The 15159-nt window shown below is 63.4% G+C and carries 16 protein-coding genes; 11 read left to right on the forward strand and 5 right to left on the reverse strand.

The genetic code is table 11. From position 1 onward, the window contains the following. Window positions 1–91: 91 nt before the first annotated feature. The 7 genes from ACSBOB_RS32475 to ACSBOB_RS32505 are packed head-to-tail and all read left to right on the forward strand — an operon-like array spanning window position 92 to window position 9051. Window positions 92–1411 (forward strand): hydroxymethylglutaryl-CoA reductase, degradative, encoded by a 1320-nt coding sequence (locus ACSBOB_RS32475; RefSeq protein ID WP_442580122.1) that lies wholly within the window; start codon window positions 92–94, stop codon window positions 1409–1411. Between the two features lie 4 nt (window positions 1412–1415). Next, complete coding sequence (locus tag ACSBOB_RS32480) at window positions 1416–2432, forward strand: ABC transporter permease (RefSeq protein WP_442580123.1); 1017 nt, start codon at window positions 1416–1418, stop codon at window positions 2430–2432. A 34-nt stretch (window positions 2433–2466) separates the two neighbouring features. Then, window positions 2467–3483, forward strand: coding sequence for a sugar ABC transporter substrate-binding protein (locus ACSBOB_RS32485; RefSeq protein WP_442580124.1), 1017 nt, complete (start codon window positions 2467–2469; stop codon window positions 3481–3483). Window positions 3484–3495: 12 nt separating this feature from the next. After that, window positions 3496–5607: an ABC transporter permease gene (locus ACSBOB_RS32490; RefSeq protein WP_442580125.1), complete on the forward strand. Its 2112-nt coding sequence runs from the start codon at window positions 3496–3498 to the stop codon at window positions 5605–5607. Next, the gene (locus tag ACSBOB_RS32495; protein WP_442580126.1) at window positions 5607–6701 is read left to right on the forward strand and encodes a hypothetical protein; all 1095 of its coding nucleotides are present in this window, start codon (window positions 5607–5609) and stop codon (window positions 6699–6701) included. The genes ACSBOB_RS32490 and ACSBOB_RS32495 overlap by 1 nt, the downstream gene beginning before the upstream one ends. Beyond that, window positions 6698–8194, forward strand: coding sequence for a sugar ABC transporter ATP-binding protein (locus ACSBOB_RS32500; protein ID WP_442580127.1), 1497 nt, complete (start codon window positions 6698–6700; stop codon window positions 8192–8194). Before ACSBOB_RS32495 ends, ACSBOB_RS32500 begins: the two co-directional genes overlap by 4 nt. Then, window positions 8194–9051 (forward strand): hydroxymethylglutaryl-CoA lyase, encoded by an 858-nt coding sequence (locus ACSBOB_RS32505; protein WP_442580128.1) that lies wholly within the window; start codon window positions 8194–8196, stop codon window positions 9049–9051. Before ACSBOB_RS32500 ends, ACSBOB_RS32505 begins: the two co-directional genes overlap by 1 nt. Before the next feature lie 34 nt (window positions 9052–9085). Here the strand turns inward: ACSBOB_RS32505 and ACSBOB_RS32510 are convergent, their stop codons facing one another. From ACSBOB_RS32510 to ACSBOB_RS32520, 3 genes are all read right to left on the reverse strand, one after another. After that, window positions 9086–9244, reverse strand: coding sequence for a hypothetical protein (locus ACSBOB_RS32510; protein WP_442580129.1), 159 nt, complete (start codon window positions 9242–9244; stop codon window positions 9086–9088). 174 nt (window positions 9245–9418) lie between these two features. Then, window positions 9419–9901, reverse strand: a complete 483-nt coding sequence (locus ACSBOB_RS32515; RefSeq protein WP_442580130.1) for a nuclear transport factor 2 family protein — start codon at window positions 9899–9901, stop codon at window positions 9419–9421. A 57-nt stretch (window positions 9902–9958) separates the two neighbouring features. Further along, window positions 9959–10399, reverse strand: coding sequence for an ABC transporter substrate-binding protein (locus tag ACSBOB_RS32520; protein WP_442580131.1), 441 nt, complete (start codon window positions 10397–10399; stop codon window positions 9959–9961). A 65-nt stretch (window positions 10400–10464) separates the two neighbouring features. Here ACSBOB_RS32520 and ACSBOB_RS32525 point away from each other — a divergent pair, with 65 nt between their 5' ends. Beyond that, on the forward strand, window positions 10465–11382 hold the full coding sequence (locus tag ACSBOB_RS32525) for a branched-chain amino acid ABC transporter permease (RefSeq protein WP_442580132.1): 918 nt from the start codon (window positions 10465–10467) through the stop codon (window positions 11380–11382). Window position 11383: 1 nt separating this feature from the next. After that, the gene (locus tag ACSBOB_RS32530) at window positions 11384–12376 is read left to right on the forward strand and encodes a branched-chain amino acid ABC transporter permease (RefSeq protein WP_442580133.1); all 993 of its coding nucleotides are present in this window, start codon (window positions 11384–11386) and stop codon (window positions 12374–12376) included. A 17-nt stretch (window positions 12377–12393) separates the two neighbouring features. Here ACSBOB_RS32530 and ACSBOB_RS32535 read toward each other — a convergent pair whose 3' ends face one another. Both ACSBOB_RS32535 and ACSBOB_RS32540 read right to left on the reverse strand, forming a co-directional pair. Beyond that, window positions 12394–13353: a C-terminal binding protein gene (locus ACSBOB_RS32535; RefSeq protein ID WP_442580134.1), complete on the reverse strand. Its 960-nt coding sequence runs from the start codon at window positions 13351–13353 to the stop codon at window positions 12394–12396. A gap of 141 nt (window positions 13354–13494) precedes the next feature. Next, a complete protein-coding gene (locus ACSBOB_RS32540; protein ID WP_442580135.1) occupies window positions 13495–14079 on the reverse strand; it encodes a helix-turn-helix transcriptional regulator in 585 nt (194 codons plus the stop codon). Between ACSBOB_RS32540 and ACSBOB_RS32545 the strand changes: the two genes are divergently transcribed. Both ACSBOB_RS32545 and ACSBOB_RS32550 read left to right on the forward strand, forming a co-directional pair. Next, a complete protein-coding gene (locus ACSBOB_RS32545) occupies window positions 14066–14329 on the forward strand; it encodes an SDR family oxidoreductase (protein WP_442580136.1) in 264 nt (87 codons plus the stop codon). The two genes, ACSBOB_RS32540 and ACSBOB_RS32545, sit on opposite strands and share 14 nt — an antisense overlap. A gap of 10 nt (window positions 14330–14339) precedes the next feature. Continuing rightward, the gene (locus ACSBOB_RS32550; RefSeq protein WP_442580137.1) at window positions 14340–15140 is read left to right on the forward strand and encodes an alpha/beta fold hydrolase; all 801 of its coding nucleotides are present in this window, start codon (window positions 14340–14342) and stop codon (window positions 15138–15140) included. The last annotated feature ends 19 nt before the right edge of the window (window positions 15141–15159 follow it).

Genomic DNA, 15159 nt, shown 5'->3' on the forward strand with positions numbered 1-15159 from the left:
ACGGTTTTGGACAATAATTCAAAACTGTACCTTTTCATAAGGGTACTGAAGAGGTCATCTATGTTTCAAGAGGAAATGCAGGGAGGCAGCCTTGACCGGCTTGGAGGAAGACACAGCGCGTCCAGCGATCAGTTCGCGTCTGGAGGGCCTGCGCAATCTTTCGCCTGCCGAAAGACTGGACAAGGTCGCGGCTTCGGCGTCACTCGACGACGCCGAGCGCGAGGCCTTCGGCCGCGGCGGGCTGCCGCTGGCGCTGGCCAACGGCATGATCGAGAACGTCATCGGCACGTTCGAGCTGCCGATCGGCATCGCCACCAATTTCACGATCAACGGGCGTGACTATCTGATCCCCATGGCCGTCGAGGAGCCGTCCGTGGTCGCGGCAGCCTCCTATATGGCGCGCATCGCCCGCCCGCATGGTGGCTTCCGGACATCGAGCAGCGACCCGATCATGCGGGCGCAGGTGCAGGTGCTGGAAATCGGCGACCCGCATGGCGCACGCGCCCGTGTGCTGAAGGAGCAGGACGCCATCGTCGCCGCGGCGAACGCCAGGGACAAGGTCCTGATATCACTGGGGGGCGGCTGCCGAGGCATCGAGGTGCATGTCTTCGACAAAACGCCGGTTGGCCCGATGCTGGCGGTCCATCTGCTGGTCGACGTGCGCGACGCGATGGGCGCGAACACGGTCAACACCATGGCCGAGACCGTCGCGCCGATTATAGAAAAGATAACCGGCGGCGTGGTCCGGCTGCGCATCCTGTCCAACTATGCCGATCTGCGCCGCGCACGCGCAATGGTCAGCGTTCCGCCCGCGGCACTGAAGACCGAGAATTACGACGGCGAGCGCATCGCCCGCGGCATCGTCGAGGCCTGTGCCTTCGCCATCGTCGACCCCTACCGGGCCGCGACCCACAACAAGGGCATCATGAACGGCGTCGACCCGATCGTGGTGGCGACCGGCAACGATTGGCGGGCGATCGAGGCGGGCGCGCATGTCTGGGCGTCGCGGTCCGGCCGCTACACCTCGCTGTCCAACTGGGAGATCGACCGCGAGGGCAATCTCGTCGGCACACTGGAAATGCCGATGGCGCTCGGACTGGTCGGCGGCGCCACCAAGACGCATCCGACCGCGCGCGCCGCCTTGAAAATCCTGGGCGTGCGGAGTGCGCAGGAACTGGCCGAGGTCGCCGTCGCCGTCGGTCTCGCGCAGAACATGGCTGCGCTGCGCGCTCTGGCGACCGAAGGCATCCAGAAAGGCCATATGGCGCTGCACGCCCGCAACATCGCCATCGTCGCGGGCGCGACCGGCGACGAGATCGAGACAGTCGCCGGCGCGCTGGCGGCGAGCCACGACGTGCGCGTCGACCGCGCCAAGGACCTGCTCGAAGAGATGCGCGGCGGCAGGGGCTGAGACAATGACCCAGCCCGTTTCCGCCACTGAGGAAGTCCGCCAGCCTTTCCATCTGCGCCTGCTGCGCAGTCAGGAAGGCATCGTTCTGGCGCTGGCGGTTCTGGCCTTCATCGTGTTCTCGGTACTGCTTCCGGGCTTTTTCAACGCGGGCAACCTGCTGGTGCTGGTGCGCAGCGTGTCGATCCTCGGCATTCTGGCGCTCGGCATGGCGCTGGTGGTCATCGCGCGCGGCATCGACGTCTCGATGATCGCCATCTTGGTCGTATCGGTGTCCTGGGCTTTCGTCATCACGCGGGCGGGCTATCCGTTCGAGGTCGCGCTGCTGATCGGCGCCGCCTTCGCGCTGGTTGCCGGCATGCTGATCGGCGCGCTGATCGCCTTCGGCGAGGTGCCGCCGATCTTCGCCACGCTGGCCGCGGGATCGGTGATCTACGGCACCGGAAGGACATTCTTCTTCACGCTGGAAATGCAGAACGTGCCGCCGGACACCGACTGGTTCAGCTTGATCGGACAGGGCAGCGTTCTGGGCATTCCGGTCACGGTCGTCGCCTTCGCGGTTTTGTGCGGTCTGTTCCAGTTCGTGCTGCGACACACGCGCTTCGGCTGGATGGTCTATGCGATGGGCAACAACCCGAACGCGGCGCGCGTGACCGGCATGCCTTTCCGCCCGATGACCGTAGCGCAATACGCCGCCAGCGCCTTCATCGCCTATCTGGCCGGGCTGATCCTCGCCTCGTCGGCAGCGGCGATCAATGCGCGGCTGTTCAATTCGACCATGATCTACGACATCCTGCTGGTCGTGGTACTCGGCGGCATCGGCCTCAATGGCGGCCACGGCAGCGTTCGCAACGTCATCCTGGGCACCGTCTTCGTCGGCATCCTGCTCAACGGTATGACCATCATGAACATCGACTACACGATCCAGAACCTCGTCAAGGGCGTGGTGCTGCTTCTGGCCATCGTGGTCGATTCGCTGATCAATCCACGCGACGAGCAAACGTCGCAGCAAGGGGATCTCTAGCAGTCAATTCATCGTTCAAAATCGGGAGGAAAACATGAGAACCGCATTTCTGAGAAAGCTTGCTTTGGCGTCGGCTGTGCTGGCGGCCAGCCTGTCGTTTGCCGGCGCACAGGACAAGGGATTGGAAAATCTAAGAAGCACAGCGTTCAACGCCGCGCTGAAAGACAAGAAGGTCGTGTTCGTGCCCCTGTCCATGGGCTTCGACCTGACCGAAGGCTGGGCCGCGCAGATGAAGAAGCAGGCGGCGCGCCTCGGCTACAGTTTCGAAATCCGCGACCCGGCGTGGAGCACCGACGCCGGCACCAAGGCAATTCAGTCGCTGATCACCGAAAAGCCCGACCTTCTGGTCATCCATAATCCGGACATCCAGTCCTACGCCCGGCTTCTGAAGCAGGCGCAGGCGGCCGGCATCAAGGTCGTGCAGATCAACCTCGAATCCAACACCACGACCGATTCCTATGTCGGCGCCGACTGGACCGAGATCGGCAAGAAGGCGGCCGAGGCCATCGTCGACAAATGCGACAAGGGCAAGGGCATCTCGACCAAGGTCGCTATCGACACCGGCGTGCCGACCGCCGCATCCGACGTCTTCCAGCTCGACGGTATCTACAAGGTGCTGAACGAGCATCCCGACATCCAGGTCGTCTCGCAGCAGGCCACCGAGTACAATCCCGAGAAGGCGCGCTCGATCATGGCGACGGTTCTGCAGCAGCATCCCGACCTGTGCGGCGGCATCGGCATCTGGGACAATCAGGACACGGGAACCGCATCGGCGATCAAGGAAGCCGGCAAGAGCGACCAGGTGTTCCTCGTCACCAGCGGCGGCGGCAACAAGGTCGGCTGCGAGAACGTCGAGAAGGGCCTGTTCAATCTCTACATCAGCTACAACGTGCCGCTCCAGGGCGACCTGCTCAACCAGGAGATCACCCGACTGCTGATGTCGGAGGGCCCGGCCGGCGAGGTCAAGGCGATGTATTTCAATCCCCTCACCATGATCACCAAGGCCAACGTCAACCAGCGTAACTGTTGGACGCTCGACGATCTGAAATAGGCACTCGAGGTCATGGCAGACAGCAATGCGCTGACGCAATTGCGCTACAGATATTTCTCCGGCCGGCTGGCCGGAGAAATTCTTTCCAAGAGCTGGATCGATTCGACGATCCCGGTGATCGCGCTTTTGGCGACAATCGCCGTCATGAGTTTTTTGATACCGGGGCTGCTGAGCGCGGGCTATCTCGGCGACCTGTCGCGGCAACTGGCCGAATTCGGCCTGGTCGCATTGGCGCTGACGCTGGTCATCATGTCGGGCGGCATCGATCTCTCGGTCGGATCGATGTTCGCGCTCTGCGTGCTGGCGGCGCTGACCGGCATGAACGTGCTGGGCCTGCCGTTCGCAGCCGCCCTCGGCCTGACGCTGAGCACCGGCCTGGCCTGCGGACTGCTGAACGGCGTGCTGATCGGCTATCTAAGGCTGCGCGCCTTCATCACCACGCTGGTGACGTTGGTGATCTACCGCGCAATCTACGATATCGTCTTCCCGCGCCTGGCAAGCGCCATCGTCGGCAACACGCCGGATTCGCCGCTTTGGGACACGCTTGGCTTCGGCGATTTTTACGGCTTTCCGATCTCCTTCCTGATCTTCGCGATGATCGCGCTCGCAACCCACATCACCCTGTCGCGGCTCAGGCCCGGCTGGCGACTGCGGGCTGTCGGCGGGGCGCGAAAATCCGCCTACAATGCCGGCATCAACGTCAAGCGCACCGTCTGCATGGCCTATGTCTCCTCCGGCCTGCTGACGGCGATCGCCGCCTTCCTGTTCTCGTCGCGGCTGGGCAGCACCGGCGCCGACACCGGCATCGGGTTGGAAATCTCGGTGCTGACGGCCGTGGTGCTGGGCGGCGTCTCGCTCGGCGGCGGGCGCGGCTCGGTCGGCAACGCCATCATAGGCGCGGTGCTGGTGCTGGTCCTGACCAACGGCCTGATCCGCCTATCGACGCCGGGCTCCGTCAACCAACTGCTGCTTGGTCTGATCCTCATCGTCGCCGTGCTGTTCGACGCGAAATGGGTGAAGAACCGCGGCAAGATCCTGAGCAAGGTCTATGTCTCGCCGACCTTTCTGGCATTGACCGATCAGACAGCGGCGAACGTGGGCGCCTTTGACCTCAACGACCGGCTGGGCGATGTCGAACTGATCGGGCTTGGCGAGGTGGAAGGACCGGAAGACGTCGTGCTGGACAGGAACGACCATCTCTACACCGGCACGCGGCACGGCACGATCGTGCGGTTTTTTGCGCCCGACTATCAGAGAAGCGAAATCTTCGCGCGCATTGGCGGCCATCCGCTGGGCCTGAGCTTCGCCCAGAATGGTGACCTTTTGAGCTGCGTGGGCGGCATGGGCGTCTACAGGGTCAGCCCCGACGGTACGGTTTCCAAGGTGACGGACGAGACCAACCGGAGCTGGCTCTCGGTGATCGACGATTCCCGGCTGCGCCTGCCCGACGACCTCGACGTCGCGCCCGACGGGCGCATCTTCTTCAGCGAAGCAACAATCCGCTACGAGATGGCCGACTGGGTGGTCGATGCGCTGGAGGGGCGCGGCAACGGCCGGCTGATCTGCCACGACCCGGCGACCGGCAAGACACGCACGGCGCTGCGTGGCCTGATCTTTGCCAACGGCATCACCCTGTGCCGTGACGGCCAATCGCTGCTGTTTGCCGAAACCTGGGCCTGCCGCATATCGCGCTACTGGTTCGACGGCCCGAAGAAGGGCCGAAGGGAAGTCTTCGTGGACAACCTGCCCGGCTATCCGGACAACATCAATCGCGGTTCCAACGGCACCTACTGGATCGCGTTGCTCGGCTTGCGAACGAAAACCTTCGACCTCGCCATGCGCAAGCCGGCCTTCCGCCGCCGCATGGCGCGCCGCATCGCTTCCGACGAATGGCTGTTTCCGAACGTCAACCGTGGCTGCGTCGTGCAGATCGCCGAGGACGGTGCGGTACGGCACGTCCTGTGGGACCAAAAGGGCGAGAACCACCCGTCGATTACCTCGACCTGCGAGCACAAGGGCTATCTCTATCTCGGCGGCGTTTCCAACAACCGCATCGGCCGGATCCGATTGCCCGACGCCGATCCGGAATGGACAGCGCGCCGCGACTATTGGGGCAGGGACTGATGGGCTTTCTCTCCAACATCACCACCCTGTTCGGTCGCGGCAACGAGGATGCACTCAGCGTTCCGGCCATGGACGGCGTCTTCAAGGCCAACACGCTGCTCGACAGCGCCGAGGCCTTGCTGGAATTGCCACAGATCGACAATCTCGCCGCCACCGCCGACGGCCTCTATTGCAGCAGCGGCGACACCCTGTTCGCGATCGACCTGACATCCCGCCGCGCCGAGCCTGTCCGGCAATTCGACGGCGCAATCACCATGGCCGCCGCCGATTCGTCGGGCAGATTGGCGGTCGGCGTGGAAGGTTCCGGCGTCGAACTGCTCGACGCAGGCGTCTGGCATCGTCTCGATCTTCCAGCCGATTGCGTGCGCTGCGTGACGGCCGGCCTGTTCGACGGCAAGGATATCCTGCATCTGGCGATCGGCTCGCGCCGGCATGCCGCGTCGGACTGGAAGCGCGACTTGATGAGCCACGGCGCGAGCGGCGCGGTGCTGCGCTGCCAGATTTCGACTGAAAAGATCGACATCGTGTCGGAAGGCCTGGCCTTCCCCTACGGCCTTGCCGCTATGGCCGACGGCAGGCTGGCGGTCAGCGAAAGCTGGCGGCATCGCATCGCGACGCCGCCGGTACGGACCAGGCCTCCAGCCGGAATCGTGCTCGGCGACCTTCCAGCCTATCCCGCCCGTCTGGCGCCGGCTTCGGATGGCGGCTTCTGGCTGGCGCTGTTCGCGCCGCGCCGGCAACTGACCGAATTCGTGCTCAGCGAGGACGATTACCGCCGTGAGATGATGGCGACGATCCCGCCCGAAGCCTGGATCGGACCCGACTTCGCCGACATCGGCGGCGGCGAGCAGCCGTTGCAGGCAGGCTCCGTGCGGCAGATGGGGATCATGAAGCCATGGGCGCCGTCGCGGTCCTACGGCATGGTCGTACGCCTCGACCGCGCCATGCAACCGCTCGGCAGCCTGCACTCGCGCGCCGACGGCCGCATGCACGGCATCGCCTCCGTCGCCGAATTCGGCGGGCGGCTCTACGCGGCCTCGCGCGGCAGCGGCACGCTGCTCGACATGGCCGTCGGCGCGGGTGAACCGGCATGAGCGACGTCGTCGAATTCCGGAACGCCACCAAATCCTTCCGTAGTGTGGCGGCGTTCAAGAACGTGAACTTCACCCTGCGCACGGGCGAAGTGCATGCGCTGCTTGGCGAGAACGGCGCCGGCAAGTCGACGCTGACCAAGGTGCTGGCCGGCCTCTATCCGCTGACATCGGGCGAAATGCTGGTCGAGGGCGTGGCGCAAAAGTTCGCCTCGCCGGCTAACGCGCTGGCCAACGGCGTCGCCATGGTTTTCCAGGAAACCAACCTCGTTCCGTCGATGACGGTGGCGCAGAACCTGTTCCTTGGCGAGGAAAGCTTCTTCAACCGGCTGCGAGGCGTCAACATCCGCGCCCAGCAGCAATTGCAGCGGCTGAGCTTCCATGTCGAGCCGACCGCACTGGTCTCCTCGCTGGGCGCGGCCAAGAAACAGATGGTAGAGATCGCCCGCGCCGTGCAGCACCGCGCCCGCATCTTCATCTTCGATGAACCGACCGCCACGCTGACGCCGGAGGAAAAGCAGCATTTCTTCACCCTGGTCGAACGCCTGAAGGCCGATGGCTGCTCGATCATCTTCATTTCGCATGCGCTGGAGGAAGCACTGTCGATCGCGGACCGCATCAGCGTGCTGCGCGACGGCGAACTGATCGTCACTGATGAGACGAGGAATTTCACCCGCGACCGTATCATCCAGGCCATGGTCGGCCGCCAGTTGAAGGACGAGCTCTACGGCAAGGCGCAGGCCCGCAAGCCAAGGCCGATCGGGCGCAAGGTGCTGGCGCTGGAGAACGTCTCCATGGGCAAGGCCGTGCGCAGCGCCACCATGTCGGTCTTCGCCGGCCAAGTGACCGGAATGTTCGGCCTTGTCGGCGCCGGGCGCACCGAAATGATGAAGATCGCCGCGGGCGTGCTGAAGCGGGACTTCTTCCATGGCGGCCGCATCAGGTTGAATGACGAAAGCGTGCGCTTCAAGGTGCCGCGAAACGCCGTCAACAAACGGATCGCCTATGTGACCGAGGATCGCAAGCTCGACGGGCTGTTCGACACGCTGGGCATTTCCCAGAACATCTTTCTGGGCAAGCTTTCGGTCGATGCGAATCCGGCTTCAGTGGTCAGCATGGCGCAGGCCAGGGAAGCCGCAGCGGACTGGGTCGAGAAGCTGAAGATCCGCACGATCCGGCCAAATCCCAATGTGGTCGAACTCTCGGGCGGCAACCAGCAGAAGGTTGTGATCGCCAAGAGCCTGATCCAGAATCCAGAACTGATCATCTTCGACGAGCCGACGCGCGGCGTCGATGTCGGGGCCATCGCCGAAATCCACACCATCATCCAGCAACTGGCCGATGCCGGCGCGGCGGTGGTGGTTATCTCCTCCTATCTTCCCGAAATTCTCGCCATCTCCGACCGTATCCTTGTCGCCAAGCAGGGCCGCATCGTCGAGGAGATGTCGATCGACGAGGCGAGCGAGGAGAAGATCATGTACGCGGCCGTGCATTGATGGCTGGCGAGAAGGTCACCATCGTCGAGGTCGGACCGCGCGACGGGCTGCAAAATGAAAAACGCATCGTCTCGACCGGAGACAAACTGGTCCTGATCGAGCTTCTGGCGCGGGCGGGCTTCAGAAGGATCGAGGCGACCGCGTTCGTCTCGCCCAAGTGGGTACCGCAGATGGCCGACCATGATGCCGTCATGCGCGGCATCCCGCCGAGGCCCGGTCTGACGCTTTCGGCGCTCGTCCCCAACGAGCAGGGCGCGCGGGCCGCGATTGAGGCCGGCGCGCAGGAACTCGCCGTATTCGCCAGCGCGTCGGAGACCTTCGCCCGCAAGAACACGAACTGCACCATCTCCGAGAGCATGCAGCGCTTCAAACCTGTGCTGGCCTTGGCGCGCACGCACGGCCTAAGCGTGCGCGGCTATGTGTCCTGTGCCGTCGAATGTCCCTATGAGGACGCAATCCAGCCATCCGCGGCGCGGTGGGTATCGGAACAATTGCTTGATCTCGGCTGCGCGGAAATCGCTGTGGCCGACACGATAGGCCGGGCGACGCCGGACAGAGTCGACGCCATGCTGGCCGAGGTGCTGACATCGGTTCCGGTTGCGCAACTGGCCTGCCATTTCCACGACACGTCGGGGCAGGCTCTGGCGAATGTCGATGTCGCGCTCGGGCGCGGCGTTCGCATTTTCGACAGCGCCATAGGCGGGCTGGGCGGCTGCCCCTATGCGCCAGGCGCTGCCGGCAATGTGGCGAGTGAACGACTGGTTCGTCACATCGAGAAAGCCGGGTTCAGGACCGATGTCGATTCTGCGGCTATGGATTTGGCAGTTGATGTCACAATTTCATTCCGAAGCGCCTAAGTGTCATTTCCACGCACGTTGTCATTGGAAATGACTACTGGGTGGGAAGGCTCGACTCGGCGCCGTTGTGGAAGCTCTGGTCGCAAAGCCGCTCCAGGCCACACTCGTTGTAGCGCTTGACCAGGCTGCGTACCCAGGACGTGGCGAAGGACAGCAGCGCCGCCGCCTCCTTCACGTCGTAGCTCCGCGACAACAGCCAAAGCGCGGGAACGTAGCTCTTGGCGATCGGTTCGCTTGCTTTCTCGTAGGCGCTCCAACCCCGCAGTGCAAAGGTGCCGCGCAATTGTTGTCAGGACGTGCCACTTGGTGCAGAATCACGACCAGCCCATCCAACTGCTTCGCTCCCGCCCAGGAAGCCGACGCTGAGTCATCGACCGGAGACGGCATCAGGACGAATGCGTTCCACGCCGGCCCAGGTTCCCTCGTGCGGCGCGTCGAAATTGACGAAGAAGTCGATGCGCCGGAACATCCAGACGCCGTTCCGCAGTACGTAGTCCTCGGCATAGTCGCCAAGGATCCAACGCGCCTGGCGCTGCCCGCCGTCGATGCGGGTGAACGGCATGAGGATACGCCAGCGACCGTTCGCTGATAGCCCGTTCTCCGCCACCTCGATGATCGGGTTCAGCGGCAGATGGGCGGCGAACACGATGCTGGACGAGATGTTTTCGAAGAAACGTTCGACCTCGTTCCGACCCTCATAGGTACCGAAGGCAGGGCTCGTCCACACGCCGTCCTCGACGAACAGCGCTCCAAGCGGCTTCGACGGGTAGCCGATATCGCAGAGCTCCATGTAACGGTTCTTCAAATTCATGATCTGCAGCACGGCGGCCGCGTTGTCTGTCCTGGACATGATGATGTTCCATGCTTGAGAGAAGGGCCGGCCCCAGGGGAGGCCCGCGGGCCATGGTCAAGGGTTGAGATGCACGTAGCGCTTGCCTAGGAGCACATCCATCGGGACAGGCTCGGAGATGGTGAAGCTGCCCGAGTATTTCGGTTTGCCCTCCTCCACGCCGATGATCGCGTAAGGCGCGTAGTTCTGGTGATGCAGATCGCTGGTAAAGGTGCGCGAGCCGATCAGCAAAGGTTCGTCCTTGAACTTCTCGAGTTCGGCGATCACCGCGTCCGTTTCGAGCGTGCCGGCCCGCTCCGCCGCGAGAGCCCACATCTGGATCACCAGATAGCCTGGATAGGCATAGGACGAAGGCGGCTGCTCGCCGAAGCGCTCCTTGTAGCGCCGGTTGAACTCGTTGACCTCCGGGCGCGGATCGTCGCCGTGGATCGAGGCATGCTCAGGAATGTAGTGGCCGGACAGGTCGGGCACGGTGTCGAGCCAGTAGCTGCCGCTCATGGCGCTGCCGCCGCCAATGGCGCTGGTGAGACCTATTTCGGCATGACGCAGACGGAAGGCGCCGCATGAGCCTGTTGGTCCAAAGCCTTTTCGACACGCTGTGCCTCGGCAGCTTCTACGCCCTGTCAGCTCTGGGGATCGGCCTGCTGTTCGGTGTCCTGCGGCTGGTGAACTTCGCCCATGGCGACTTCATTTCCTGCGCAGCCTACGCACTGATCTTGCCAGGCACGCTGACCGCCACGACGCCTTTCCTTGCTGCGCTGCCTCTGGCGTTGATGATCCCGGCGCTGCTTGTGCTCGCCGTCGGCATCTCGATCCTGTCCTACCTGCTGGTGTTTCGCGCCCTGCGCGAGGCGCAGCCCCCGATCCTTATGGTCGCCTCCTTCGCGCTCAGCTATGCGCTGCAGAACGCACTGCTGCTGCTTTACGGAAGTCGTCCGCGGACGATCAACCTGCTGCCCGAACTCAACGGCGCAGTCGACATCCTCGGCATCGCCCGCGTGCCGATGTTGCAGCTCGTGACGATCGCGGTCACCACCATCCTGATGCTGGGGATAAGCTGGTGCCTGCGTAGCACCTCGATCGGCATCGCGATGCGGGCCGCGGCAGAAGCGCCGACGATGGCACGCATGCTGGGGGTCTGGGCTTCCCGCGTCATGATGGCGGCCATGGCCGTCACCGCCGTGCTCGCGGTGGCGGCATCACTGCTGCTGGTGATCCAGACCGGCGTTCTCGAACACCGCATGGGTGTTTCGCTGATGCTGTTCGCCTTTGTCGGAACGGTCATCGGCGGCCTGGGCAACCTCACCGGCGCGGTCGCAGGGGGGTTCGCGGCCGGCGCAATGACTGTGCTTTTCCAGACATTCCTGCCGGAGAACCTGCGCCCCTTCCGCGACGTGTTCGTCTTCGCCGTCGTCTTCGCCATCCTGGCGTTCCGCCCCAACGGGCTGTTCCCGTCTCGCCATCTCAAGGAAAGGGTATGACATGATGGCTCTCAGCTCACCGCGCCTGCTTGTCTCTGCCGCGCTCGGGCTTGCGGCGGTCGCGCTCATCGCCGGCGCGACTCTCAGCGGCGACCGCGTCCTGCTCCAGACCATCGTCGAGGCGGAAATCCGCCTGATCCTTGTGATCAGCCTGTTCATCTTCACCGGCAATTCGGGGGTCGTTTCCTTCGTGCATGTCGGCTTGATGATGGTTGGCGCCTATGTAGCGGCCTGGCTTACCGTGGACCCGGTTATGAAGGATCTCTTCCTCAAGGGCCTGCCGTGGTTCCTTGCGCAGAGCTCGTCCGGTCCGGTCCTTGCGATTGCACTCGGAAGCGGGGCGGCCACGATCCTTGCCTTCGCCTCAGGCCTGGTAATTTGCCGGCTTTCGGGCATCGGCGCGTCCATCGCATCCTTCGCGCTGTTCATGGCGCTGTTTACGCTCTTCCGGCAAGCGTCCGGCTGGACAGCGGGACAGAGTTCGCTCGTCGGAAACCCCGTGCGCCTCGACGCGGCCACCGGCCTAGGCGGGGTGGCTCTCGCTCTCATCGCGGCCTGGCTGCACGGCCGGTCGCGCTGGGGGATCAGGCTGAGAGCGTCCCGGGAAGACGAGGTCGCCGCTCGGTCCTGCGGCATCGACGTCATCCGCAACCGGCTTCTGGCCTTCACGCTGAGCGGAGCCGTCGCCGGGCTGGCAGGCGGTATCTACAGCCAATTCCTCGGCATGCTCACGGTGGACATGTTCTACCTGGACACCACCTTCATCGCGCTCGCAATGCTGATGATCGGTGGCGCGGCAAGCCTACAGGGCGCGGTCATCGGATCCGCCGCGGTCTCCATCGCCATCTTCGCATTCAAGCGGATGGAGAAGGGCTTTGATCTCGGTGGATTGGACATCGCCCTCGCGCCGGGCATGGCGGAAGTCACGCTTGGCATCGCCATGATCGCTATTCTGGTGCTGCGCCCGCGCGGGATCATCTCCCGCGCAGGCTGACGTCCCGGCTTTTTCGATCAGGCGGCTGCTGCGCGGTTGAGCCAGTAGCGCGGCTCTTCGCCAGCAAGGACCCGACGGATGTCCTCCGAACACTTCGTCTGCAACTCGACCATCGCCGCTTCCGAATAGAACGCGGCGTGCGGAGTGACGATCGCGTTCGGATAGGGTGCAAAGCGCGCCGAGGCATGGCCCGCCTCCACTTCCAGCACGTCGAGCCCAAGCCCGCCCAGCTTGCCGCCTTCCAGCGCGCCAAGCAGCTCATCGGTGTCGATCAGACCGCCGCGGGACGTGTTGATGATGATCACGCCCGGGCGCATGAGCGACAGGCTCTCACCATTGATGAGATGACGCGTCGAGGGGCCGAGCGGTGCATGCAGGGACAGCACGTCTGACTGTTCGAGCAGGGACGCGAGTTCGGCGTCACGAACCACGCCAGCAGGCGTCTCGCCGTGAAAATGCGGGTCGTAGAAGCGGATCTTCATGCCGAACGCCCTCGCCCTGTCGGCCAGCGCCGAACCAATCCTGCCGAGCCCCACCAGGCCGAGAACCTTGCCCTGGATGCGGTGAAGGGGACGAAGTAGGTCCAGGCTCCATGTTCCGCCGGCTGTCTGCATAGCGCCGACATGGATGCCCCGCATCAGCGCCAGCATCAGCGCGGCCGCATGGTCCGCCACCTCTTGCACGCAATAGTCGGGAACATTAGTGACCTTGATGCTTCGGGCACTGGCCGCCGCAATGTCGATCGTGTCGGCTCCGATCCCGGATCGCGCGATGATTCGGCAGTTCCCCATCGCGGCGATGAGCTCGGCATCGACCGGAGCATAGCAATTGAGCACCGCGTCCGCAGTGCGGACAAGCCCAAGCAGCGCGGAGCGGTCGCCTGCAGGAGCAACAGTCAGCCGCGCCACGCCAGCGAGGATATCCTGAGTTAGAGAAAGACTTGGAAATACTGTATCTGTTACGACGACGTTCTTCACGATTTATACCTTTCTGGATTCACCATTTCTTGCGAAGCGGATTATATATCAAGCCATCTCAGCGACATCCGACATCGGATATTGGTACAGAGCCGGCGCGAACAAATATGCCTCACGCAGCGAACTGGATGTTCCTTGCGATTACTTCGTGGCCCTGGTGCGAGCATCGTTCCTGACATCGGCGGGCCGTAGACCGAAATGCTCCAGGAATATCTTCGAGAAGTGATTGGGGTTGTTGAAGCCGGATCGGTAAGCCACTTGGGAAATGCTGAGGCCGTTCAGCCAGGAATCCTGCAGCAGGCGCTTTGCGGCAGTCAGGCGACGCGAACGTATGACCTCCGACACGGCCTGCCGCCGATCCTGGAATATCTGCTGGAGATAGCGCGGCGTGCACCCGAACTCCTTTGCAAGCTCGCCAATGCCGAAATTTGGATCGCGATATCGCTCTTCGATGATCCGCAGCGCACGCTGCGCATGCGCGGTTCGAACGGAACTGGCGCCGACAGAGCCCTCCTGCCCGGCGAGCATCGCGACCTTTAACATGTCGAACAGGACATTCACCGCGCTGTTCGCGGTCTGGGCGGAAAGGTTGGCAACGACCTCGGAAAGCGTCTGGGCATAGGACATGAACAGCCGGACTTCCGGAATGTCCGCCGAGAAGGTCACGGCCGTCAGATCGTCCGCCGAGGCGTTATACTCGCGCAAGAATGGCGTGACCGGCTTCACGCGTGGCCTTGCGCGCGAGCTCGCGCCGTTCGGTATCAACGTCAATGCGGTCGCGACGGGCGTAACCAATACGCGCGGCCCGAAACAGCTTCCGAAGGAAACCTATGAGCAGGCGCTGAAGGAAATCCCGATCGGCCATTTCGCCGAGCCGGAGGACATCGCCAACGCGATCACCTTCCTTGCCAGCCAGGAGGCCCGCTGCATCACCGGCCAGTTGTTGGTGGTGAACGGCGGCCGCATCTTCTACTGAGGAGGATCAGATGCTCCACAACACCGGCAAGTCTTTCGTCAATTACGACCTGATCGGACCGACCGACGCTCCAGTCGTCTGCATGACGCATTCGCTGACATCCGACTTCGGCATGTGGGCGGAGCAGGTGCCCGCCATCCTGGCAGAGGATTTCCAGGTTCTGCGCGTGGATATGCGCGGCCATGGCGGCAGTACGCCGACCAAGGGCAACTATTCCATGGAAGAACTGGCGGCTGATGTCGTCTCGCTGCTCGACGCGCTCGATTTCAACAGCGGCGTGCATCTCATCGGCCTGTCCATGGGCGGCATGATCGGGCAGGTGATCGCGGCCGACTATCCCGGCCGGTTGGCCTCACTGATGGCTTGCTGCACCGCCGCCAAATGGCAGGGCGACACCGAACTGATGCTCAACCGTTTGGCGACCGTGAAAGCCTCCGGCACGCTCGAAAGCATCGTCGCGGCGAACATGGAGCGCCGCTACGGCCCGAATTATCGCGCCCGTCGCCCGAAGCGCTGGGAGGCTTTGCGCGATACCTTCCTCGGCACGTCTCTCGGTGGATATTTCGGCTGCATGCACGCCTGCATGACGCATGACGTCGTGGACCGGCTACAGACCGTCGACATCCCGACGCTGGTGCTGGTGGGTACCGAGGACCTCTCGACGCCTCCGTCCGACGGCCAGCAGATTGCCTCGAAGATCAAGGGCGCGCGCTATGTCGAGATCAAGGACGGCTATCATTTCCCGAATGTCGAGTTCGACGAAGAGTTCAACGGGATTATGGTGGATTGGCTGAGAGAAGTGCGCGGATGACCGCGCACTTCTGATTCCA

Origin of the sequence: Mesorhizobium sp. KACC 23794, assembly GCF_052180275.1 — a bacterium.
In the GTDB taxonomy this organism is placed as follows: domain Bacteria; phylum Pseudomonadota; class Alphaproteobacteria; order Rhizobiales; family Rhizobiaceae; genus Kumtagia.

Coding starts and splice junctions, on each gene's coding strand:
- ACSBOB_RS32480 (WP_442580123.1), top strand. CDS start 1,416: ATGACCCAGCCCGTTTCCGCCACTGAGGAAGTCCGCCAGCCTTTCCAT.
- ACSBOB_RS32485 (WP_442580124.1), top strand. CDS start 2,467: ATGAGAACCGCATTTCTGAGAAAGCTTGCTTTGGCGTCGGCTGTGCTG.
- ACSBOB_RS32490 (WP_442580125.1), top strand. CDS start 3,496: ATGGCAGACAGCAATGCGCTGACGCAATTGCGCTACAGATATTTCTCC.
- ACSBOB_RS32495 (WP_442580126.1), top strand. CDS start 5,607: ATGGGCTTTCTCTCCAACATCACCACCCTGTTCGGTCGCGGCAACGAG.
- ACSBOB_RS32500 (WP_442580127.1), top strand. CDS start 6,698: ATGAGCGACGTCGTCGAATTCCGGAACGCCACCAAATCCTTCCGTAGT.
- ACSBOB_RS32505 (WP_442580128.1), top strand. CDS start 8,194: ATGGCTGGCGAGAAGGTCACCATCGTCGAGGTCGGACCGCGCGACGGG.
- ACSBOB_RS32515 (WP_442580130.1), bottom strand. CDS start 9,901: ATGTCCAGGACAGACAACGCGGCCGCCGTGCTGCAGATCATGAATTTG.
- ACSBOB_RS32520 (WP_442580131.1), bottom strand. CDS start 10,399: ATGAGCGGCAGCTACTGGCTCGACACCGTGCCCGACCTGTCCGGCCAC.
- ACSBOB_RS32525 (WP_442580132.1), top strand. CDS start 10,465: ATGAGCCTGTTGGTCCAAAGCCTTTTCGACACGCTGTGCCTCGGCAGC.
- ACSBOB_RS32530 (WP_442580133.1), top strand. CDS start 11,384: ATGATGGCTCTCAGCTCACCGCGCCTGCTTGTCTCTGCCGCGCTCGGG.
- ACSBOB_RS32550 (WP_442580137.1), top strand. CDS start 14,340: ATGCTCCACAACACCGGCAAGTCTTTCGTCAATTACGACCTGATCGGA.